The sequence below is a fragment of the Halolactibacillus halophilus genome (assembly GCF_900115605.1).
Taxonomy (GTDB): Bacteria; Bacillota; Bacilli; order Bacillales; family Amphibacillaceae; genus Halolactibacillus; species Halolactibacillus halophilus.
In genome coordinates this window covers 91,051-113,613 of the sequence record NZ_FOXC01000003.1, presented here as the reverse complement: position 1 = coordinate 113,613, position 22,563 = coordinate 91,051, and the positions used below count along the sequence as shown (strand labels likewise).

Here is a 22,563-nt window from a genome sequence, read left to right as displayed (position 1 = left end):
ATAGTACTCAATAATTAAAGTCGAAATTTGACATAAAAAATAAGCCATATCAAGGCTTAAGAGTGCTTTTAAAGAAATGAAGTGTCAAACTCCCGTGTAGCGATAAGAGTGAGGTTCATCTCCATTATATGAAATTAAAGGTGAAATTGCGAAACATCTACCGTTTGTTTTCTTTTAAAATCTATCGGTTAAACATTTTTTCAGCAAATTAACAAAAACTATGCTATAATTAGCTAGCTAATTAAATGAAAAGGGGAGATATACATGGTTTTATATGGACATCAAGCAGGACAATTAAGTCGTACTTTTAAAAAAGTACTTAATGAACAATTACACGATTCACACTTATATGCGGCACAATGGGGATTGGTGATGTTTTTGTACACAGAAGGCCCACATAGTCAACGTGCCATCGCAGATTATATGAAAGTTGAAGCGCCAACTTTAACGCGGATGGTCAACCGTTTAAATCAAGAAGGTTGGATTAAAAAAGAAGAAGGTTTAGACCGGAGAAAGCGAATCATCGGTCTAACAGATGAAGCGAAGAAGCATTATCAAGACTGGAAAGATATTAGTGATAAAATTGAAAAGAAAGCGATACGTGGCATTTCAGAGGAAGAACTTGAAGTTTTCCAAAAAGTGTCTGAAAAAATGATCGTAAACTTAGATGGAGATAAACGGTATGCCTTCTAAATTAAATAAAGCGTCAACACCTGTCACGCTAAAAGGCTATTTTATACGTCTGTTGGTCTTTGTGAGTGGACTATATTTTCTCGCCTTCGGTGTGTCTGTCATTATTCAAGCGAATCTTGGCACAGCCACTTGGGATGTTCTCCATATCGGTTTATCTGAGAACTTCGGGCTATCAATCGGGCGTTGGGTCCAGATTGTCGGTGTTGTCATGGTCGTTTTAACAACATTACTTGAGAAGAAGCGGATTCAAATTGGGAGTGTCCTTAATATTATTTTTGTCGGTTTCTTTTTAAATCAAATTCTAGCCGCAGACTTTATTCCTGCCCCAAATACATTAACTATTCGAATTATTATGTTGTTGGTAGGCGTGACAATTATGGGGGTTGGTTCAGGTATGTACGTATCCTCAAAGATTGGCGCAGGTCCACGTGACGGGATGACGCTTTATATCGCCAAACGTTTTTCACTTTCTGTCGGTACTTCACGTACTATTTTAGAATCACTTGCCTTAACATCAGGTTGGTTACTCGGTGGCCCAGTGGCGATAGGTACATTTGTGACCGTACCGCTGATTGGTCCGATTATGCAGCGGTCGCTAGGTATTTGGACGAAGATTCTGGTGAAAGTAGTGTAAGGTAGTTAGTATGAGCAAAAATCTATAAATGAAAAGCATGTGGCTACTCTGAATGAGTACGCCACATGCTTTTTTTATCATCTTATAAGCGTATTCACATTAAGAACACGTACACTCCTTACGTAATGTCTTTGATTGTTGGTAGACCTTTTTTGATCCGAGCGACAACATAAGATCTTTCTTTGTTGGTTCTTTTTCTAAAATCTTTAATGTGTAATAAACAGATAAGATAAGTGGAACAGTTGCCGCAAACCAAGCAAGTGGGTTGGACATAACAGCGCCACTAAAGCCGAAGTATTCACTCAAGACAAGGGCGCCAGTGACACGGGCAACGAGTTCTAATACGCCAGCAACAGTTGGTACGAAGCTATTACCTAAACCTTGAATAGAGGGTCTGAGAACAAACACAAGCGCGAGTAACATATAAAAAGGCGATTGAATCGTAAAGAAACGCTCAGATAACGCAAGCACCTCAGCGTTACCACCTTCAACAAAGAATCCAGCTAATAAGCGTCCGAAGAATAAAAGAATAACTCCAATTGAAGCAGCGTAGACAAGGGTAATAGCTACCCCGCTTTTAATTCCTTGTTTAATACGACTAAATTCACCGGCACCGAAGTTTTGCGCTACATAAGTTGACATCGCAACACCCATGGTCTGGAGTGGCATGGTGAGTAATTGTTCAATTTTTAATGACGCCGTATAAGCTGCTACGGATAACGCACCTAATTGATTAAGCGTGATCTGAATCGCTACAGAACCAATCGCAATAATCGAATACTGAAAACCATAAGGTAAGCCAATGCGTAAGTGTTCTTTATATTCAGCCCAGTCTTTCGTCCAGTCTGATTTTCTAACACGTAAAATTCTCACCCGTTTCTTAATGTAGATCAGGCAAAGAATAGAAGCAATCAGCTGTGAAATAACGGTCGCATAACCCGCTCCGGCGACATTCATGTTGAAGCCTAATATAAATGTGTAGTCTAAAATAATGTTTAAGACGGATGTGACAATTAAAAATAGCAGCGGGGTACGTGAATCACCAATCGCCCGTAAAACGTTCGATAAGTAGTTAAACATAACCGTCGCACCAATCCCAGCAAATATGACAACCAAATAGTCATACGCATCATCAATAATCTCAGGCGGCGTCTGCATTAATTCTAAGATGTTACGGGTATTCAGTGTGGCGGCAATCGTTAAAATAATGCTGATGACAATGACGATAATGAGACTAACGCCTAAACTCTGACGCAATGCTTTTTCATCTTTTTTTCCGAACCTTTGGGCAGTAATGACCGCAAGACCAGCAGTCAAGCCAATCGCAAGGCCTAAAATTAAAAACATGATGCTGCCAACCGAACCAACAGCAGCTAATGCATCCATCCCAAGCGTCTGTGACACAATAAACGTATCGGCCATAGAATAAAATTGTTGGAACACGTTACCTAACAACATTGGTAAACTAAATAATACGATTAGTTTCAGGGGGTTTCCTTGCGTCATATCCCTTCCCATAATATCACCTCAATCTTTCTTTTCATCTCTATGCTTAAAAACCACATAAACATACGCGGTTTTTCAATTAATATTATAAAGGTCTTTGAATAGTATAGCTTTATTTATTAAAAATGCAACACAGACGAACCAAATTAATGAAAAAAATTAAAAGCGCATACATATCCTGCTAAAAAATTAAAACGCTTACCTGTTAAAATATCTTGTGAGAGGACTAACAATCATGATTCAGTCTGATATAATAGATGTAGCAATCGTACTTTATTAACTGAAAAGAGGGTGCAAAACATGGTCGGTTGGATTATTTTAGCGGTCGTTTTAGTATTAGGATTTGTGTTAGTAATGTGGGGGATTTCTACTTACAACAACTTAGTATCGACACGTGAACTAGTTGAAAATGCGATGGGGCAAATTTCAACGCAAATTGAATCACGTTGGGATGCATTAAAATCAATGATTGATGGCACAAAGCGTTATGAAACACATGAAGCAGAAGTATTAGAAGGGATTACAGAGAAGCGGTCACAGATTGGTAAAGGTGCTGCTGTCAGTGAAGTCAATCAAGATGATCAATTATTTAATCAAGCGTTAGGTCGCTTAATCGCAGTGGCAGAAAACTATCCAGATTTAAAAGCTTCAACAGTGTATCAAGATACACTTGCCCAAGTTGATAAATATGAAAATCAAGTGAGACAGTCACGGATGATTTATAATGATACGGTTACAAAATATAACCGTCTTATTCAAATGGTACCATCTAATATTATTGCTGGAATATTTAACTTTAGTAAGCGTGATTATTTTGAAAGTACAGAATCAAAACAAGACATGCCGAGCTGGGGGTGAGGTTGATGCGAAAATCACTGTTTACACTCGTTGTTTCGTTCATGTTATTTAGTTTTTTCGGAATAAATCTATCCGCAAATACGATGTCAACACTCGATTTACACGTTGAGCTTCATGAAGATGGTTCGGGCACGATTACCGAAACGCGCCAAATGAACCTCGATGAAGGTACAGAAATGTATATTGTATTAGAAAACTTAGAAGGTGCGGTCGTTTCTAATTATTCGGTCACCGACTTTGGTGAATCACTCACATTTCAAGATGGCTGGAACCTTGATTGGAGCCGTGAAGAAAAGGCTGGCAAGTACGGCATAATCGAAACAGGGGATGGCTATGAATTAACGTGGGGTATTGGTGAATATGGTTCACATGAATATGTCGTTACCTACACATTATCAGACCTTGTCCGTCAGTTAGACGATGGCCAAAGCATGAACTGGAAGTTTTTTAGTGGCCAAGACAACATTAATCCAGAAGATGTCTCAATAACGGTCACAGGCCCAGTCGCCTTTAATCAAGGCAATACAAAAATATGGGGCTTCGGCTTTAATGGTGAAGTTTATTTGGAAGAAGGGAATTTAGTTGGTTGGAGTAACGAACCGATTCAAAATAACGGTCATATTACCCTATTGATGCAGTTTTTTGAACCGCTTTTTACTGACTTAAAGACAAAATCAACGACATTGGAAAAAGAATTAAACGAATCCTTAGAAGATAGTAGTTATGGTGATCAGCCGATGACGTTTGGTGAGAAAATGATAATTGTTGCCTTTGTTATAGCTGGGATTTTACTGATTGGTTTTATTATTATTGCCGTGATTGTTCGGTCACGGGCAATCAAAAGAGCTGGTCCACTCGTCACCGGTAAAGCGAGAGAAAAGTTAAATGAAGATCAGTATTACCGGGAAATTCCTTACACAAAAGGACCGATGCGTAATGTCCAATACTTACTGGAATCGGTTGGTACAGGGAGTTTTGAGAACTACTTTAGTGCGTACGTATTAAAATGGGTAAAAGATGGATACATTACCCATACGACGGAAACAAAAGGGATGGTCTTTAAAAAAGATCACGATCAATTTGTATTAAATACGTTTAAGTTAGCTAAATCGGTTGATAAAATTGAACGCCGCTTTTTTAATGTTGTTGTCGAAGCAGCGGGTACAGACGGTATACTAGATGAGAATGAAATAAAAGCTTGGTCGAAGAAGAACTATAAAAAATTAGAAACGTTGAAGACTGACTTACTAAGGTATTCAAAAGATCATTTGCACCACCAAGGTTATTTATATTTTGAAGAAGTTCCTTACCTCAGGATGCATGCGACAATCACGAAAGCAACTCCAGAAGGAGAAGACTTATTTAATCATTTACTCCAGTTTAAGAATTACTTAACGGATTTCTCGTTACTGGATGAACGACAAATTAAAGAAGTCAGTCTCTGGGAAGATTTAATTATTTGGGCAAGTCTTTACGGTATCGCAGAAGAAGTGGCTAAACAATTAGCTGAATTCTATCCGCAGTTTGTCAGTCAATCCCAGGTGCGTGTATCGGATATTTATATCGCCTATGCTTTTTCGCATAGTATGCAAACTGGCTATAGTAGTGCTGTCTCAGCTGCTAGTGGTGGAGGCGGTTCGACGAGCTTTGGCGGGGGTGGTGGTTCTTTCGGAGGCGGCGGAGGCGGCGCAAGATAGCGTTCGTCCCTAAAAGATAGATGTCTTTTCGTCCTTGACATAAAAAGTAAATAGGTAGAGAATAATCATGAGAGAAACAGTAAATGTAATATAGGGGGCAACAACTAATGAATGAATATGTTTTATTTTTATTTGCACTAATTCCAATTGTTTTTTTGATTTTATCCCTCGGCGTTTTTAATCGCCCAGCGTATAAAGCGGGGATGTGGAGCGTACTTATTGCTAGTGGCTTGGCCTTTTTCTTCTTTGATATGACGCCATTTGGCATTGTCACAGCAATTATCGAAGGAGCAGCATTAGGTATTTGGCCAATCATGATTGTTATTATTGCAGCCATCTTCACATACAACTTGGCTCAACATACCAAAAGTATGGATACAATCAATAAAATGTTATCAAGTATTTCCACTGATAAACGGATTCAAGTGTTGATTCTAGCGTGGGGTTTCGGTGGGTTCTTAGAAGCGGTTGCTGGCTACGGCACAGCAGTTGCGTTACCTGCGAGTATTTTAGCCGCGCTTGGATTTAACCCACTCTTTGCGGCGATTATCTCACTCATTGCGAATACCGTCCCAACAGCCTTTGGTGCGGTCGGTATTCCGGTATCAACGTTAGCGCAAGTAACCGGACTTGAGGTGACGACACTAAGTTACACAATCGTCTTACAATTGACGTTGTTTATCATTATTGTTCCGTTTGTTTTAGTTATTATGACCGGTCGCAGCTTCAAGGCATTAAAAGGTGTAGTGGGTATTACACTAGCATCAGGTATTGCCTTTGCGGTGCCACAAATTTTTGTAGCTAAGTACTTAGGGGCAGAGCTTCCAGCTTTAGTCGGTAGTCTGTTCAGTATGGCTGTGACGATTGGGATGGCGCTCTTGTTCCATAAAGATAAAAAAGCTGAAAACCCAGAAGTCGTATCAGTTTCAGAAGGCTTTAAAGCATGGTTACCTTACATCCTTATTCTAGCCTTTATTTTAATTACGAGCCCACTCGTACCAGTGGTGTATGATTTCGTCTCACATATTAAAACAACAGTTACTATTTACCAGGGTCCAGGCGCAGCAGCTTCTACATTTAAATGGATTGGGACACCAGGTGTTCTTATTATCTTAGCTGCAGTGATTGGCAGCTTGATCCAAGGGGCTAATTTAAAAGATATTATCGCTGTGTTTTTCAGCACGGTCAAACAATTATCAAAATCAGCACTCACGGTTGTGGCGATTGTTGCCCTTGCTAAAATTATGGGCTACAGTGGTATGATCACAAGTATTGCGACTGTATTTGTATTAGTTACCGGTTCATTTTATCCGTTCTTTGCGCCAATGTTAGGGACACTCGGAACGTTTGTGACGGGAAGCGACACGTCATCGAATATTTTATTCGGTCCACTTCAAATCGAAGTGGCGAACTCGATTGGTGTTGACTCTTACTGGCTAGCCGCAGCTAACACATCAGGTGCGACTGGCGGGAAGATGATTTCACCACAAAGTATCGCTGTCGCCACATCAGCGACCGGTCTGATTGGTCAAGAAGGTAAGATATTCAATAGTACATTAAAATTTTGTTTAGGTTATGTCGTTTTCTTAGGGATTTTAGTATACGTAGGCAGTTTATTTATTTGATGATTAACTACCTTCTTACGTAAAGAGATATAAACATAAAAACACCGCTGCATCATTTCTTCTCAGATGCAGCGGTGTTTTTCTTGTCGTGATTCTTCTGAAAAAATTCAGCCTCTACCGACAAAAAAGTCTACCAGATCGTGGTAGACTTGATTATGATTGATGACTCTTATCCTATTTTCTATAATCACTTAAACCGTATAGTTATCGAAGTAACCTTGGATATAAACAATCGGTGTCCCTTTATCGCCACTACCTGATGTTAAATCAGCAAGTGAACCGATGAGGTCGGTTAGACGACGTGGTGTCGTACCTTGCGCTTCCATTTGACCGACTAAGTCAGTTTGTTTATTTTTAATATACTCTGAAATGGCATCCTTTAGTGCGTCACCTTTTAAGTCACTGAAGTTATTATCCGCTAGATATTTGAGTTTTACTTCATTTGGTGTCCCGTCTAAACCAGCAGTAAAGGCTGGTGAGACAACGGGATCGGCTAGTTCCCAAATCTTACCCGCAGGGTCTTTAAAAGCACCATCACCGTATACCATCACTTCGAGTTGTTTTCCGGTTTTTTCTGATAATGTTTGTTGAATCTTATCAACGACAGGTTGAGCATTGTGTGGGAATAGTTTTACCCGGTCTTCGGTTGATTTATTCGATCCAAGTAAACCGTATTTGCTGTTAAAACCACTGCCATCGATGGCATGATTTAAAATATCATCAAGCGTATAGACAGTTTCTGCTCCTTCAGCTTTTAAAATCCGCTTTGTTCTAATACGTGTGTGAATATCACAGGCAAGAACGTGTTTGGTGTAGTCTAGAATCGCTTTAGCGTTATTCGCAAAAATAACGTCACATTCAGCACCCGCTTGTTCGGCGACTTCTTTGTAGTATGCAATGTAATCAACACCCGTGAAAGTATGCTTGCCGTAACCAAACTGGTCACGGAATGTTTTTTCATCTAAGACATCTGTCCATGGGTTGATGCCTTTTTCATCTAAATGATCAAGTTCAACTAAATGGTTACCGACTTCATCAGACGGGTAGCTAAACATAATCACTACTTTTTTGGCCCCCATACTAATCCCGCGCAAGAGTGTCGCAAAGCGGTTACGACTTAAGATGGGGAAAATAACCCCAACGGTGTTATCGCTAAATTTAGCTTGAATATCAGTTGCAATCTGTGCGGTTGTCGCATAATTTCCTTGCGCTCGTGCGACAATTGATTCTGTGATTGCGACAATGTCTTTATCTTGAGGTGTGAATTCACCTTGTTCAACAGCTTTCATAACACTATCAACGACAATTGATTCAATGTTGTCACCTTCATTAATAATGGGGCATCTTAAGCCTCTTGTGACCGTTCCTATGACACGTTCCATTTGTATTCGCTCCTTAAAAGTCGATTATTTAACGTGTAAACAACAGATAACGTCCGTGTTTACTATTACACTATACGTGCTTGTTATCTATAAGTAAAGTTGATATATTGAATATGAGATATAAACAAAACGAATATCAAGAGTAACAATCATGTTTATACTTGACCTATTTCTAATAGTGAAGAAAGACACGAGCTTACGTGAAAGGATTGGAGGAATGAATATGAAAGCAAAGCTCGATTTATACCGAGTTTTCGTGGAAGTAGCTGAAAGAAAAAGTCTATCCAAAGCTAAAGAACACCTGTTTATGAGCCAACCAGCGATCAGTCAAGCGCTCAAACAATTAGAGGAAAGTTTAAATCAACGTTTGTTTCATCGCGAATCACGGGGAGTGGAATTAACAACTGAAGGAAAAGTGCTGTATCAGTATGTAAGGGATGCCCTACATCTGATTGACCAAGGCGAAAAACAACTCGATTCCTACCAACAATTAGAAGCAGGTGAGCTCAGTATCGGTGTCGGTGATACGGTGAGTAAATATTATTTATTACCCTATCTAAAAGCCTTTCATGAACGTTACCCTAATGTTCATTTTAAGATTGTCAATGGAACAACGTTAGAACTACTGCCACTTGTTAAAAGCGGTGAAGTTGATTTTGCGGTTTGTAACTTGCCAGTTACCGACCCGGTCATTGAAACAAAGCCTTGTCTAGAAGTGCGTGATGTATTTGTGTGTGGTAAAAAGTATCAAACAGATTTTAACATGCCAGTTTCGATTGATACATTATTAAGTTACCCGATTATTTCATTAGAGAAAAAATCAAACTCTCGTCGGTTTGTCGAGAATGATTTAAACCAAAGGGGTTTTGACTATAAACCAACATTTGAGATTGGCTCATATGACTTACTTGTAGAGTTTGCGAAAATAAATGTAGGTGTGGCCGCTGTTGTGCGCCCATTTTCAGATCGAGCCATTAACGAAGGAGCGGTCTATGAAGTGCCACTACAAGAGCCGTTGCCCTCGCGCCATATCGGATTATGTTTAAAGAAAAGCATACCATCTTCACAAGCGGCTAACGTCTTTATGAGAATGATGGAAAAGGATCAGCATACATAGGGGGCAACTTTTCATTTATCTATAATGAATCGTTTTCGCTTTACGGATAAATAGATCACGATGAATTGGTGCACATCTACAAGTCCTCGCGTTGTGATGACACCGATAAGGGTTAATGTTCCAAGCTTACCACCGGCATTTTCTAAAAAGGGTTGGCTGAAAATCATCGTGAGCGCACTGACAAAAGAAGCAAGGTAGAAAAGAAAAGCGCGAGGTAACACTAACCGGTTTGCCATAGCCGTGAACGTACCCATCATAAAGGCAGCAATCAGTATAGACGGTAAAGCTAATGGAATAAGCTGATGGATACCAACGATGAAGAGTGTTGCTAAACTTGAAGCAAAAATAGGATCGTGTTTGACATACTTACGAATGGCGAGTGTCACAAATGTTCCAAGGAGAGAAAAACCAACCATTAACGCCCCTGTTGTTGCATCGGGGATTGGTAAACTAACAGGCTCGTGTCCAAGGACATATCCTGAAGTTAATGTGCCAATCAAACTAAGTGCTCCGAGCTTCCCTCCGTAACCAACAAAACTATGTCGGCTCAATACGTAAATCACCCCGGTCACAAGCGCTGCCAATAGAATGCACCAAAGATCAGGTAAAAAGACGGTGTGCGTCATCCCGATAAACGAACCGGTATAAATAATTGTTTTTTGTCGTTTAAATAAAATCGCCCCAAACAATCCAACAACCGCAGAAGCTAAAAAGGCCCCAAACCCAAACGTATGACCGAGACTATACGTGATGATCGCTGAGACAATCATCAGTAAAACAGTCGTTGTGTCTGATTGTTTCCAGTGGTATGGCGACTTAAAATGGCGCTCAAAAAACTGAATCGCAAGGGCGTGAAGTTTAAGGGAAAAGAAAAAGAGGACCACGATGAAAAATATAAAGAAATGCCATCTGGCTTGAAAAACGATCATATCAACAAAACTCACACTAAACAGTAAAATCCCAATTGAAGCTAGTGGTAAAAATCCGAAAACCAGTATAAGTAAGGACATACTCATCACCTCTTTTTTAAAGCTGTGCTTATCATTCTTTTCCTTTACTAAGCTGCAATTAAAAGACAAATTCAACCCTATTCGTGTCCATTTTGTGACAATAAGGTCATCATTCTATAAAAGGCATAAATTTAATCACATTAGGGTATAGGATAAATAAGACAGAGCGTTAATGCTCGTTTAAATATTTATGATGTAGGAGGATGTCTTATGCGTATTGGTATTCCAAAAGAAATTAAAAACAATGAATTTCGGGTGGCTATTACACCTGTTGGTGTTGAACTACTAACGAAACAAAATCATGAGGTATTTATTGAAACAACAGCTGGGGAAGGTGCGGGCTTTCTCGATGAAGATTACCGATCAAAGGGTGCGGTTATTGTCCCTGAAGCAGGACAAGTATGGGCCGCTGATATGGTCATTAAAGTAAAAGAACCGCTTAAAAGTGAGTATAGCTACTTTAGAGACGATCTTATTTTATTCACCTATCTTCATTTAGCGAACGAACCCGAGTTAACGGAAGCATTAAAAGAAGCAAAAACGACCGCCATTGCCTATGAAACGATGGTTGGTGCCGGTGGCGGCTTACCAATGTTACACCCAATGAGTGTTATTGCTGGACGATTATCGGTTCAAGTTGCGGCTCATTATTTACAAAAAACGATGGGTGGCAGCGGGACATTAATTGGTGGTGTCCCAGGTGTGAAAAATGGTAAAGTCACCATAATTGGTGGCGGTGTCGCTGGACAAAATGCGCTTCAAATTGCGAAAGGCTTAGGTGCGCATGTGACGTTACTTGATATCCGCGCGGAAGTGTTAACCCAAGTCGAAGCAGATTATGGCCATGAGGTCGTAACCCAAATCTCCAATGAAGTAAATATTCGAGAGGCGATTAGTGATGCTGATATTGTCATTGGTGCCGTCTTAATTCCGGGTCGGAAAGCACCGAAATTAGTCAGTGAAAATATGGTGAAACAAATGAAACCAGGCAGTGTCATTGTCGATATTGCGGTCGACCAAGGCGGTATTTTTGAAACAGCAGATAAAGTAACAACCCATGACGATCCTGTTTATGTTCGCCGTGACGTTTTACATTATGCGGTGGCTAATATGCCAGGTGCTGTCCCGCGGACATCAACCATTGCTCTAACAAACGTGACATTACCACATGCGGTCCAGCTGGCTAATCTTGGTGTAAAAAAAGCCGCAGAACGTGATCATACGCTTTATACCGGTGTTAACCTTTATGACGGTAAATTTACCAATCTTGCGGTTGCGGAGACATTTGGTTATGAATACCATGAATTTAGTCAATTAGTAAATGACTAATCACGTCAGACGTCTTAATTCATGCTATAACAGTGAAAAGTTCTTGTTGCATGCAACAGGGACTTTTTAGTATGGTAAAATGTAGTTACTAAGAAAGCGAGGTGATCGAAGTGAATCATACGATTGGCGTCTTTGCTCATGTCGATACTGGAAAAACGACTTTTGTTGAACAGTGGCTCTATAATAGTGGCAGTTTAAAACGAAAAGGGCGGGTCGATCATAAAAATAGTTTTCTTGATCAACACCGCATTGAAAAAGCACGTGGGATCACGATTTTTAGTGATTACGGCATGATAGAAACCGCCACTGACCGCTTGTATATTATGGATACACCCGGTCATGTCGATTTTCAAATGGAGATGGAACGTGCACTGAACGTAATTGACGTTGGGGTTGTGCTTGTAAGTGCTAAAGAAGGTATCGTCTCCCATACAAGAACGGTCTATCACTTACTAACAGATAGAAATATTCCAGTCATCTTTTTCATAAATAAAACCGACCTCTTAGGTGCTGATGTTAAAAAAGTGACAAGTATGATTGATCAACTGACCGGTACGGATAGTTATCTATTTGAAACAAGTGATTTAAAGGCAGCTGATACGGAAGCGTTAGCTTTGTTGGATGATCAGCTAATGGAAGATTATTCATCTGATGCGTTGAAAGAAACAGATTTGCTGACAGTCATTACTGAGCGATTTAAACACGGCAGGTTTGTACCTATTTTTAAAGGGGCGACGTTACATAACGAAGGGCTGGATGTATTTGATTGCTGGCTTAAGCGTATGTTACCAAGAGACAAGCACATTGAATATCATAAGCCAGTAGCGGATGTGTTTAAAGTGCGTTACGAAAACGGTGAACGGCTCGTATTTGTAAAAGTATTAGCGGGTGAATTTAATGTACGTGATGAAGTGACGTATAAAACAGCGACCAGCGAGTTAGTTACAGAAAAAATAACCGCAATCAAACAGATGAATGGTCCGAAGCAAACGTCAATCCAGTCGGCGACAACAGGGATGTTAGTAGCTTTGGTTGGCTTATCAGGGATACAAGTATTTGATCGTCTAAATGATCCGGATTATCAAGGAACATCAAAACTTAAACCAACGCTAACGGTTGATATCATCACATCAGCTGAGCTTCATCACCTTCATAAGGACATGCTTAAATTAACAGAAGAAGATCCGAGTTTGGCTGCTAGACTTAGTCAAGATAAAGCGCGGGTGCAACTGGATGTCCACGGGGAGGTACAGCTAGAAATTTTAGCTGATCTTATTGCTGAACGGTTTGGTTATGAGGTTGTCTTTTCACAGCCGGATATTTTATACCAAGAGACGATTAAACAACCTGTTTATGGTTATGGTCATTTTGAGCCACTCAAGCACTATGCTGAAGTACATCTCTTATTAGAACCAGCAACAAGAGGATCTGGTATTCAGTTTAAGTCAACGTGTGATGTGAACCAGCTCAGTGTGAGTCATCAGCGTTTAATTAAGCAACATCTGTTTGAAAAGCCTCATAAAGGAACGGTGATCGGTGCGCCTGTTACGGATGTTTCTGTGACGTTAACAAGTGGCCAAGCCCACGAAAAACATACGAGTGGTGGGGACTTCAGGGAAGCGACATGGCGTGCCATTAGACAAGCGTTGCTAATGACTGATATGGTGTTACTAGAACCGCTATATCATGTGGAGGCCACGGTAACGCCAGATTTACTCGGTAAATTAATGCAAGACATCATAAAAGCCGGCGGTGAGACCGATGCCCCGCTGATAAGAGAAACAGATATTTTTCTGACTGGTCGTGTGCCGGTGAAGACATTTTATGACTATCCAAAAAAGTTTTTGAGTTATACAAAAGGAGACGGTCAGCTTAGTCTCAGCTTTTATGGATATGATGAAGTGAACGATCTCGCATCAATTACTGCAGCACAAGCGTATGATCCGTGGCATGACGAAGAAACAACGGGAGACTCAATCTTTTGTCAAAAAGGGAAAGGTTATACGGTAAAAGCAAACGAAGCAGCGCAAGCGATGCACTTACCAATAATATAGAAATGAGGGTTTAATATGACAACATTTTATATGCGTCAAAAAGTATTTAGCTTAGGGGAAAAGTTTACGATTACTGATCAAAATGAACAACCAAAATATACGGTACAAGGTAGTTTCATGCAGATTCCGAAAGAGTTTACGATCTATAATCAAACCAATGAAGTTGTCGGAACAATTACGAAAAAAATGATCAGTTTATTACCGGCTTTTTATGTATCTGTCGATGGCTTTAAAGAGATTATGATCCAAAAAGCCTTTACCTTCTTTAAGACCCGCTTTGATATTCATGCGGAGAATATTCATATTGTTGGCGACATTATTGATAAGTATTTTGAAGTACACGGTCCAAGTGGCGTGATTGCCTATGTTGAAGAAAAATGGTTCACATGGGGAGATACGTATACGATTGATGTCGCCGATGAACAATATGAAGCGCTTGTCATCAGTTTAATTGTAGCGATTGATTTTGCGAAAGCACAAGACAATTAATGCGATGATGAGTCCAGATGATGGCTGTTTATGCCGGTGCTTGCTAGTGTGAAAACAGGAAATCTTACTGATTTTCTATCGAAAAAAACTTGTTATATTTTAAGGAAGAGAAAGAGATGAAATACAAAGTAGCCTTTGTGTGTGCATAATTCGTGTAGAAGTCAAATGGCTGAAGGTTGGGCTAAAGCATTAGGCCAAGACTTGTTTGAAGTCTACTCAGCGGGAATGGAAGAATATCCAGAAGTAAAACCGCTAGCGATAGAAGTAATGGAAGAAGCGCTTATTGAGCGGGTCCAAAATGGGGATATTCAGTTGAACTAACAGTAAAGTTATTTGTCCAAAAGAAGCCTGACGTCATTTATAAAAACATAAGTTTACCAATCAAACCACTTCGTTATCATACGCGGTGGTTTTTACGTTCCTACACTTTTAGCGGCTTATCCACAGTGATATACACATATCCTTATAAATATATGCTTAATGACGTTATCCACAAGTGGATAACTATTTGTTGTTTATGCAAAAAAATGCATCATTCATGTGAAAGTGCATTAAAGATAAGACCTTTCTTGTTATAGTCAAACTAATACATAAATAAAGGCGTTTACTAAAAACGCAACAAGGAAGGAAGAAGTAAAATGAAACGATCGATAAGCCGGCGGATGTCGGTCATCTTCTTAATGTTAGGGGCTATTTTTCTTATTAATACTGTGATGAGTGCCGTAACAAGTGATCAAGTTAGACTATCGTCAGAACTGATGAGTGATTCGTTTTTACCCATTGAACAGACACGGACCGCATTTAAAGATACACGACATCAAATTGAGTTGGAAGTAGACAAACAACAAACGTCAAAGTACCAGACGTATTAGCCAAACAAATGACGGACTTATCGGCAACACTTACAAGTGAAGTAAATACTTATTCAGACCGGGCGATGCATGATGAATTAATCCAGGCCTTTGGTCCGGTTGAAGTGGTTTTAACTGAGATGAATCAAGAGCTTCAATCAGAAACAATCTCCTCATCTACATGGCAACGTCAGAATGAGGCGTATCTACAAGCAGAAACACATTTTAATGACGTCTTAAATGACAATATTGCCCATGAAAAAGTCTTAATAGACAGTCGCGTCAATCGGCTTGTTATCATTGTATGGGGAATGGGGGTCTTATTTTTCTTGACGATGATTGCCGGTTTTCTGCACTTAAGACGGACAATCGTCAAACCATTAAGTTATATGAGCGGGACGCTAAATGAGATGATTCAAGCGATGGAACAGAATCAAGGAGACTTAACTAAGCGACTGAAACATAAAGGAATGAATGAGTCTGGGGTGATTCGAGACGCGGTCAATAACTTCATTACGAGACTTTAGTCTGTGCTTGTCGGTATTCAATATGATACGGATCAAACTGTAAAATCCAGTAAAGTTGTAGACGTGAAAATAGCAGAAAGCACAGCACACACGGCATCAATGAGTGAATCACTAAATCAATTACCGGCGACAATGGAAGAGTTAAATAGCACAATTATAGAGCTGGAACATGCCTCAATTCAAATTGAGGATAAAGCAACCGTTATGGATAACGTATCAACCGGTCAAGTAGAGGTTATTGATTCAATCACAAAAGAAACAACGACCTTAAATCGCCATGTCAAACACAACCATGAAACAGCCCATAATCAAATTGCTTCAATGGCACAAACAGTGACGGATGCGATTGGTGACGTGGCTGCGGTGAAACAAATTGATGACTTAACTAAAACGATTTTAGATATTTCGGGTCAAACGAATTTGCTGGCACTAAATGCGTCGATTGAAGCCGCACGTGCGGGAGAAGCGGGTAAAGGTTTTAGTGTAGTCGCCTCAGAGATTCGCAACATAGCCGCTTCAACTGAAAACACCGCCTCACATATTCAGACGATGAATGGTGTTGTAAACACCGCGGTCAATCGATTAGTGAAAGAAAGTGAAGCAATGATGGATTATCTTAAGTCAGACGTACTCATAGATTATCAACATGTCAACAAAGAAGTGACACGCTTCACTGATCAGATGACCGAGTTAAAAGATGTCTTTATCGATTTTAAACAACATACCAACACATTTAAATCAACGAGCCGTCATATGGCTGGTAGTCTAAAACAAATGACCGAGGCAACAGAAGATGCGGTTACCCGAGTCGTATCATCAAGTGAAAGTGCGGCCGCCTTGTTAGAAAATATGGAAGGCATGCGTCAATCATCAAACAGTCAACGCGACATTATTCAGCGTCTTACGATGCAATTAGCACCGTTTAAAAGAATAGAGTAAGTATCTACATGTGGATAACCTCACTGAGTAACGTTTGTTCGTTCTATCGTGGATAATTTGGGGATAACAATGTGCCTCAAGATAAATGTATAGATACATGAATGTCTTTGCAAAAAGATAAAAAATCAGTAAAAACCTTAAAGATCGAAAGGCTTTTACTGGTTTCAAATTTAAACAAAACAATAGCGAATAAGTTAATCGTTGTCTTTGGTTGCATCGTCTTTCTTTTCACCAAATACTTCTGGAATCATGGTAAAACCATCGACAACCGTGTCCTCATCAACTTCAATCATTAAATAGCGACGACCAAACATTTGCATTTGTTTGACGTAACGTAAGTCCTCAGGACTGACTTTAACATCGGCGACTTTTGTATTGATCTTAATCGATTTTGATTTATATTTTGGAACAATGTTTTTCGCTTTGAGTGCATAATGTTCATCATCAATCACCGACTGAAAGGCTGTTTTCACACGTTCTGGTTCAACTGGTGTCGAACCGCTGGTTGTTAATAATTCGGCGATATCTTTATAATCAAGGGTCGGTACCTCATCTTCTTCTTCATTTTCTTCGACCAGGCGATTAATATCTTCATAGAGTGACGAGAGCGTTTGCGTATCCATTTTGTAGCCAACGGTGTCTCTCACGATTTCTTCAAAGATGATTTTATCTTCTTGTTGAGTGACGGTTTCTTCTGCTTCTAGCACATCGGTAATAAACGTTTCATCTGGTTCATTAGGTTTTGGTGCCGTGTAAAGAATGTGATTCACATCTGCTTGTTTATCAGTAAAACAAGGGAATAAAAAGCCGCCAATCGGCGCTTTAATATTAATGACTGGGTCAACAATCACTTGGTATTTAAATGTTTTTTCAACATAATCAAATAATAAATCTTTCGGTGGGTCTTGGGTTTTATTTATCGTACATAAAATAAATTGATGATCATAGACAAGGTCATTTTGATGGGTAAAGTCATCGTCTGGTTTCTTTTGTGGTTTTAAATAATCGCCTTTAATAAAGCTAATAACAATATCATGGTCATATTCCCTTGTTTCAAGCATCCGTTCAATAATTTCTAACATCAGTTCTGTGAAGCGGTCTTGGTCTTCAGTCATTAAAGCTTCGTTTAATTTCAGCTGAACGGGGTCTTCGGTATCTGGTTGGAATTTAAGTTCGAATAATTTCTCATCGAGCTGTCCTGTTAATGTTTTTTTGAAGTTAGTAAAAAATAAATCTTGTTCATCTTCAGCGAGAATGTTGAACGGACGATTTATTTGGTGATAAATTTCTTTCGTTTCTTTCATTACATAGACGTTAAATATATTTTGCACGTGTAATAAATCATTGTCACGTTTAAATTGTTTTCTAATATCAGCAATATCTTTTTTATTCATGATTATCCTCCAAAGTTGCTTGTTGTTCGTGTTGATTGAGTTTACGAGCGAGTGTTTCTAATAAATAAATCACCGGGATTTGCGTTGTAATATTAGCGTCCTCATAATACTCCTCGGTCATATAATAGGCCAGATTTACTTCGCTCATCTTTGCGGTCGTACAGTGCTTATTGTTGGTGATGCTGATTACTTTTGAGCCTTCGCGTTTGAGCCGGTTCATTTGTTTGATGGTAAAGCTATTTTCTCCTGAGACAGATAAAACAATAGAAACACTGTTTTTCTGCAGACGATTATGAATCGGGTAAGAAAAGTCTTTTATATACATTGAAAACTTTCCTAAGCTTGAAAAATAACGCGCACCGTATTCAGCTAAAATACCGGAACTCCCAATCCCGACAAACAGAACGTTATCTGCTGAAGCTAACATCTGAACCGCTTCTTCTAAGACCGCTTCTTGGTCACTTGAGAGCGTGCGCTCAAAAAATTCTATCACTGCGTGTTCGCCTGACTTGACTATAGATTGGCGCGATTTTAATTCAAGTTTTAATTTCGTTTTAAATTCAGAAAAACCTTCACAGCCAACCTTCTTACAAAATCGTAAAATTGTTGCGGTTGAGACGTGTGTGTGTTCAGCGAGTTCTCTGATTCGCATATAAATCACTTCATGTTCATGGGTAATGACGTAGTTATAAATATCTGTTTCAAGGTCATTAAGTGAAGCGATCATTTCACTTGTAAACATGCGCTCATCCCTCTTTTCTCGTCACATGTGACGTCACTATTCACCCACTCATTATAGCATAATGATACACCCTGTGTCAGAAATGTCACATGCAACATTTCGTGTTAAGACAAACAAAAGTCACACATGTATCAAATTAAATCGAGGGATATGGTACGATAAGGAAAAGTAACAGGAAATGCTATTAAGTCAGATAAAACTTGAGGAGGAAATGTATATGGGTTTTAGAAAAGACTTCTTATGGGGAGGCGCAACGGCCGCAAACCAATGTGAAGGGGCATATAATGTGGATGGCCGTGGACTAGCAAATGTCGATGTTGTTCCAACTGGTGAGGACCGCTTTCCGATTATTGCAGGTAAACGTAAAATGCTTGATTTTGAAGAGGGCTACTTTTATCCGGCTAAAGAAGCGATAGATATGTATCAACACTACAAAGAAGACATTAAACTGTTTGCGGAAATGGGCTTTAAAACATATCGTTTATCGATTGCCTGGACACGGATTTTTCCAAAAGGTGATGAGTTAGAACCGAATGAACAAGGGCTTGCCTTTTATGAAGATCTATTTAAAACGTGCCAGTCATATGGGATTGAACCACTTGTGACAATTACTCACTTTGACTGTCCGATTCATTTAATTAAAGAATATGGTGGCTGGCGTAACCGGAAGATGATTGAATTTTATGAGCGGTTAGTACGTGTGTTATTCACACGCTTTAAAGGTCTTGTGAAGTACTGGCTCACGTTTAACGAAATTAATATGATCCTTCATGCGCCGTTTATGGGCGCGGGACTTGTGTTTGAAGACGGCGAAAATGAACAACAAGTCAAATATCAAGCGTCACACCACGAACTTGTCGCAAGTGCCCTTGCGACAAAAGTTGCTCATGAAGTGGACCCAGATAATATGGTTGGGTGTATGCTGGCAGCCGGCTTAAACTATCCATATACATGTAAGCCAGAAGATGTCTTTTTAGCCCAACAAAAAGACCGGGAAAACTATTTCTTTATCGATGTCCAGTCACGCGGGGAGTACCCAGCCTATGCGTTAAAAGAATTGGAACGTGAAGGTATTGAGATTGAGATGACAGAAGAAGACTTAGACATCCTTAAAAACCATACGGTTGACTTTATTTCATTCAGTTATTACTCGTCACGTGTCGTGACAACGGACCCAGAATTAAATGAACAAACGGAAGGCAATATCTTTGCGTCAGTGAAAAATCCATATTTAGAAGCAAGTGAGTGGGGCTGGCAAATTGACCCGCTTGGGTTTAGAACGACGATGAATGCGATGTATGATCGTTATCAAAAACCACTCTTTGTTGTGGAGAATGGTTTAGGAGCGGTTGACACACCAGATGAAGCGGGTTACGTTAGTGATGATTACCGGATTGATTATTTACGTGAACACATTAAGGCAATGAAAGATGCAGTTGAGATTGATGGCGTTGATTTACTCGGTTACACGTCTTGGGGTTGTATTGACCTTGTTAGTGCGGGTACCGGTGAGATGAAGAAGCGGTATGGTTTTATTTATGTTGATCGTGATAATGAAGGAAACGGGACGTTAAAACGAACAAAGAAAAAATCATTTGATTGGTATAAAAAAGTGATTGCCTCAAATGGTGAAGATTTAGCTTAAAGATTAGGTTGCAGCTTTTTTAAAAGGCTGTAACCTTTTTCTATTGATGGCGACTAATAACATAGATAAATATAAGAAAGGAAAGGATAAAGATGAAAAAAGTATGGTTTGTTGTTAGTTTAATTGTTGTAACGATAATGATGGCCGCGTGTGGAAGTGACGCAGCGGGAGATTCTCAAGATGAGGTAGAAGCCATCACAATAGATACATCTGAGGTGATGGATCAGATTGAAAGTCAAATCAGTGACGATATGGACGGGGAGACAGGGATGTTTCAACGTGTTAATTTAACGAATGAAGAAGACCCGATGGGTCAAATGTACATCGATACGATGGGAATTGAACGTAATCTCATTGCTTCTGGTTTCGGTTATCAATCAATGATGAATGTCAATTCTACTACGATTATTGTGTTAGAGTCTGCATCAACAGATGATGTACTGGCGGTAAAAGAAGGTCTAGAGGCTTACTTAGAGAATCAAGTGAATGTTTGGAGTCAGTATTTACCGGATCAATATGAAAAAGTTGAGAATAACATTATTAAAACAGAAGGTAACTATCTCATTTATATTACGTACGATAACCCAGAAAATATTGAAACAATCTTTGATGAAGCAGCTGAGGCTGAATAAGCGCTTGTTTCACTCATATAGGGTGATGTAAAGGAGGACTAACCATGGTCTTTAGCTCACTAACATTTTTACTGATCTTTTTACCCCTCGCGTTAGCGAGTTATATCGTTAGTCCGAAGCGACTAAAAAATGGAGTGCTACTTATTATTAGCCTCCTTTTTTATGCATGGGGAGAACCGGTTTATGTCTTCCTCGTTATCTTCTCAGGAGGGATGGATTACATTCATGGCCGTTTAATGGGGCGATTTGACGAAAGAGCTGGTTTAAGAAAGCTCGTCTTACTATCATCACTCGTCATTAATCTAGGTGTGTTGTTTTTCTTTAAATATGTTGATTTTATTATCGAGTTAATTAACAGTAGTTTTCAGTTAGACATGTCTTACTTAGAATTACCTCTCCCAATAGGGATCAGTTTTTATACATTTCAAACGCTCTCGTATACGATTGATGTCTACCAAAAGAAAGTGACAGTCAATCATAGCCTGATCGACTTTCTTATGTATGTGTCCCTGTTTCCACAACTTGTCGCTGGACCCATTGTGCGTTATGAGGCGATTGACGATCAATTAAAACAGCGCGTTGTTACAAAAGAAGACCGAACAGATGGCATGTTTCGCTTTAGTTATGGTTTAGCTAAAAAAGTCCTTATCTCCAATCAAATGGCGGCCTTGTATGAACAACTGACAACCATTGAGCCTATATCCGTTTCGGTGAGTGTCTTCATTGGATTGAGTTATGGGTTACATATTTATTTTGATTTTAGTGGCTATTCTGATATGGCAATTGGCTTAGGGCGTTTGTTTGGCTTTCGTTTTCCGGAAAACTTCAACTATCCATATCAAGCAACCTCGATTAAAGACTTTTGGCGCCGCTGGCATATCACGCTTAGCCAGTGGTTTAGGGATTATCTTTATATCCCACTTGGGGGTAATCGGGTCGGAGAATTGAAGTGGTTACGAAATGTGGTCATCGTTTGGTTTTTAACGGGGCTTTGGCACGGGGCGAGTGTTAACTTTATTCTTTGGGGCTTATATTTTGGTCTCTTTCTGATTGCGGAGACGTACATCAGTCCGCTTGTATCAAACAAGCTGCCGGTCACATTAAAGCGGATGTACACGCTTGGCGTTGTCCTTGTAAGTTGGTTGGTTTTTAGTTTTACAGATGTTAATGAGCTGATGCGCTATATCAAGGGTCTTGTTAGCTTTGACGCGCCACCGACGGCGTTGTTTTATTATTTACGTGAATATGCGTTATTGTTAGTAGTTGCTATTATCGGGTCAACCAATGTGTATAAGCGTATAATTATGAAAAATCCCTCGCGCGCAGTGATCGTAGCAGAAAGTTTATTTGTGATGGTTCTCGTTGTGTTATCTATGGGTTACCTTGTGGATCAGTCATTTAACCCATTTATTTATTTCCGATTTTAATGTGAGAGGAGA

General features: G+C 39.6%; 21 protein-coding genes. 16 read left to right on the top strand and 5 right to left on the bottom strand.

Features of this window, described 5'->3' with window-relative positions; all coding sequences use genetic code 11:
• Positions 1-264: 264 nt before the first annotated feature.
• Positions 265-693 (top strand): MarR family winged helix-turn-helix transcriptional regulator, encoded by a 429-nt coding sequence (locus BM098_RS02615; RefSeq protein WP_089830097.1) that lies wholly within the window; start codon positions 265-267, stop codon positions 691-693.
• Positions 683-1,327, top strand: a complete 645-nt coding sequence (locus BM098_RS02610) for a YczE/YyaS/YitT family protein (RefSeq protein ID WP_089830095.1) — start codon at positions 683-685, stop codon at positions 1,325-1,327. The genes BM098_RS02615 and BM098_RS02610 overlap by 11 nt, the downstream gene beginning before the upstream one ends.
• Before the next feature lie 99 nt (positions 1,328-1,426).
• On the opposite strand, the gene BM098_RS02605 is transcribed toward BM098_RS02610, so the two are convergent.
• Positions 1,427-2,833, bottom strand: coding sequence for an MATE family efflux transporter (locus BM098_RS02605; RefSeq protein ID WP_234987383.1), 1,407 nt, complete (start codon positions 2,831-2,833; stop codon positions 1,427-1,429).
• A gap of 300 nt (positions 2,834-3,133) precedes the next feature.
• Between BM098_RS02605 and BM098_RS02600 the strand changes: the two genes are divergently transcribed.
• The 3 genes from BM098_RS02600 to BM098_RS02590 all read left to right on the top strand — a co-directional run bounded on the left by BM098_RS02600 (position 3,134) and on the right by BM098_RS02590 (position 7,013).
• Positions 3,134-3,691 (top strand): LemA family protein, encoded by a 558-nt coding sequence (locus BM098_RS02600; protein ID WP_089830092.1) that lies wholly within the window; start codon positions 3,134-3,136, stop codon positions 3,689-3,691.
• 5 nt (positions 3,692-3,696) lie between these two features.
• Positions 3,697-5,388, top strand: a complete 1,692-nt coding sequence (locus tag BM098_RS02595; RefSeq protein WP_089830090.1) for a DUF2207 family protein — start codon at positions 3,697-3,699, stop codon at positions 5,386-5,388.
• A gap of 107 nt (positions 5,389-5,495) precedes the next feature.
• Entirely contained in the window at positions 5,496-7,013 is a 1,518-nt protein-coding gene (locus BM098_RS02590; protein ID WP_089830089.1) for an L-lactate permease, read from the top strand.
• A gap of 191 nt (positions 7,014-7,204) precedes the next feature.
• Here the strand turns inward: BM098_RS02590 and BM098_RS02585 are convergent, their stop codons facing one another.
• Complete coding sequence (locus tag BM098_RS02585; protein WP_089830087.1) at positions 7,205-8,395, bottom strand: coenzyme F420-0:L-glutamate ligase; 1,191 nt, start codon at positions 8,393-8,395, stop codon at positions 7,205-7,207.
• A 223-nt stretch (positions 8,396-8,618) separates the two neighbouring features.
• Here BM098_RS02585 and BM098_RS02580 point away from each other — a divergent pair, with 223 nt between their 5' ends.
• On the top strand, positions 8,619-9,512 hold the full coding sequence (locus BM098_RS02580) for a LysR family transcriptional regulator (RefSeq protein ID WP_089830085.1): 894 nt from the start codon (positions 8,619-8,621) through the stop codon (positions 9,510-9,512).
• 11 nt (positions 9,513-9,523) lie between these two features.
• Here BM098_RS02580 and BM098_RS02575 read toward each other — a convergent pair whose 3' ends face one another.
• Positions 9,524-10,522 (bottom strand): hypothetical protein, encoded by a 999-nt coding sequence (locus BM098_RS02575; RefSeq protein ID WP_089830083.1) that lies wholly within the window; start codon positions 10,520-10,522, stop codon positions 9,524-9,526.
• Between the two features lie 210 nt (positions 10,523-10,732).
• Here BM098_RS02575 and ald point away from each other — a divergent pair, with 210 nt between their 5' ends.
• From ald to BM098_RS02540, 7 genes are all read left to right on the top strand, one after another.
• Positions 10,733-11,851: an alanine dehydrogenase gene (gene ald, locus BM098_RS02570; RefSeq protein WP_089830081.1), complete on the top strand. Its 1,119-nt coding sequence runs from the start codon at positions 10,733-10,735 to the stop codon at positions 11,849-11,851.
• Between the two features lie 110 nt (positions 11,852-11,961).
• Positions 11,962-13,905 carry an elongation factor G gene (locus BM098_RS02565; RefSeq protein WP_159430090.1) on the top strand — a complete coding sequence of 648 codons (1,944 nt, stop codon included), beginning with the start codon at positions 11,962-11,964 and terminating at the stop codon, positions 13,903-13,905.
• A gap of 15 nt (positions 13,906-13,920) precedes the next feature.
• A complete protein-coding gene (locus BM098_RS02560) occupies positions 13,921-14,394 on the top strand; it encodes an LURP-one-related/scramblase family protein (RefSeq protein WP_089830078.1) in 474 nt (157 codons plus the stop codon).
• 165 nt (positions 14,395-14,559) lie between these two features.
• Positions 14,560-14,715, top strand: a complete 156-nt coding sequence (locus tag BM098_RS02555; RefSeq protein WP_200795824.1) for a low molecular weight phosphatase family protein — start codon at positions 14,560-14,562, stop codon at positions 14,713-14,715.
• A gap of 317 nt (positions 14,716-15,032) precedes the next feature.
• On the top strand, positions 15,033-15,266 hold the full coding sequence (locus tag BM098_RS02550) for a hypothetical protein (protein ID WP_089830075.1): 234 nt from the start codon (positions 15,033-15,035) through the stop codon (positions 15,264-15,266).
• 8 nt (positions 15,267-15,274) lie between these two features.
• Complete coding sequence (locus BM098_RS02545) at positions 15,275-15,772, top strand: methyl-accepting chemotaxis protein (protein WP_089830073.1); 498 nt, start codon at positions 15,275-15,277, stop codon at positions 15,770-15,772.
• 3 nt (positions 15,773-15,775) lie between these two features.
• A complete protein-coding gene (locus BM098_RS02540; RefSeq protein ID WP_089830071.1) occupies positions 15,776-16,711 on the top strand; it encodes a methyl-accepting chemotaxis protein in 936 nt (311 codons plus the stop codon).
• 194 nt (positions 16,712-16,905) lie between these two features.
• Here the strand turns inward: BM098_RS02540 and BM098_RS02535 are convergent, their stop codons facing one another.
• A complete protein-coding gene (locus tag BM098_RS02535) occupies positions 16,906-18,105 on the bottom strand; it encodes a DUF4317 family protein (RefSeq protein WP_089830069.1) in 1,200 nt (399 codons plus the stop codon).
• Complete coding sequence (locus BM098_RS02530; protein ID WP_089830068.1) at positions 18,098-18,847, bottom strand: MurR/RpiR family transcriptional regulator; 750 nt, start codon at positions 18,845-18,847, stop codon at positions 18,098-18,100. The genes BM098_RS02535 and BM098_RS02530 overlap by 8 nt, the downstream gene beginning before the upstream one ends.
• 217 nt (positions 18,848-19,064) lie before the next feature.
• On the opposite strand from BM098_RS02530, the gene BM098_RS02525 reads away from it, so the two are divergent.
• The 3 genes from BM098_RS02525 to BM098_RS02515 all read left to right on the top strand — a co-directional run bounded on the left by BM098_RS02525 (position 19,065) and on the right by BM098_RS02515 (position 22,551).
• The gene (locus BM098_RS02525) at positions 19,065-20,492 is read left to right on the top strand and encodes a 6-phospho-beta-glucosidase (protein WP_089830066.1); all 1,428 of its coding nucleotides are present in this window, start codon (positions 19,065-19,067) and stop codon (positions 20,490-20,492) included.
• A gap of 92 nt (positions 20,493-20,584) precedes the next feature.
• The gene (locus tag BM098_RS02520; RefSeq protein ID WP_089830064.1) at positions 20,585-21,124 is read left to right on the top strand and encodes a DUF4358 domain-containing protein; all 540 of its coding nucleotides are present in this window, start codon (positions 20,585-20,587) and stop codon (positions 21,122-21,124) included.
• A 44-nt stretch (positions 21,125-21,168) separates the two neighbouring features.
• Positions 21,169-22,551 (top strand): MBOAT family O-acyltransferase, encoded by a 1,383-nt coding sequence (locus BM098_RS02515; protein ID WP_089830062.1) that lies wholly within the window; start codon positions 21,169-21,171, stop codon positions 22,549-22,551.
• Positions 22,552-22,563 lie beyond the last annotated feature (12 nt).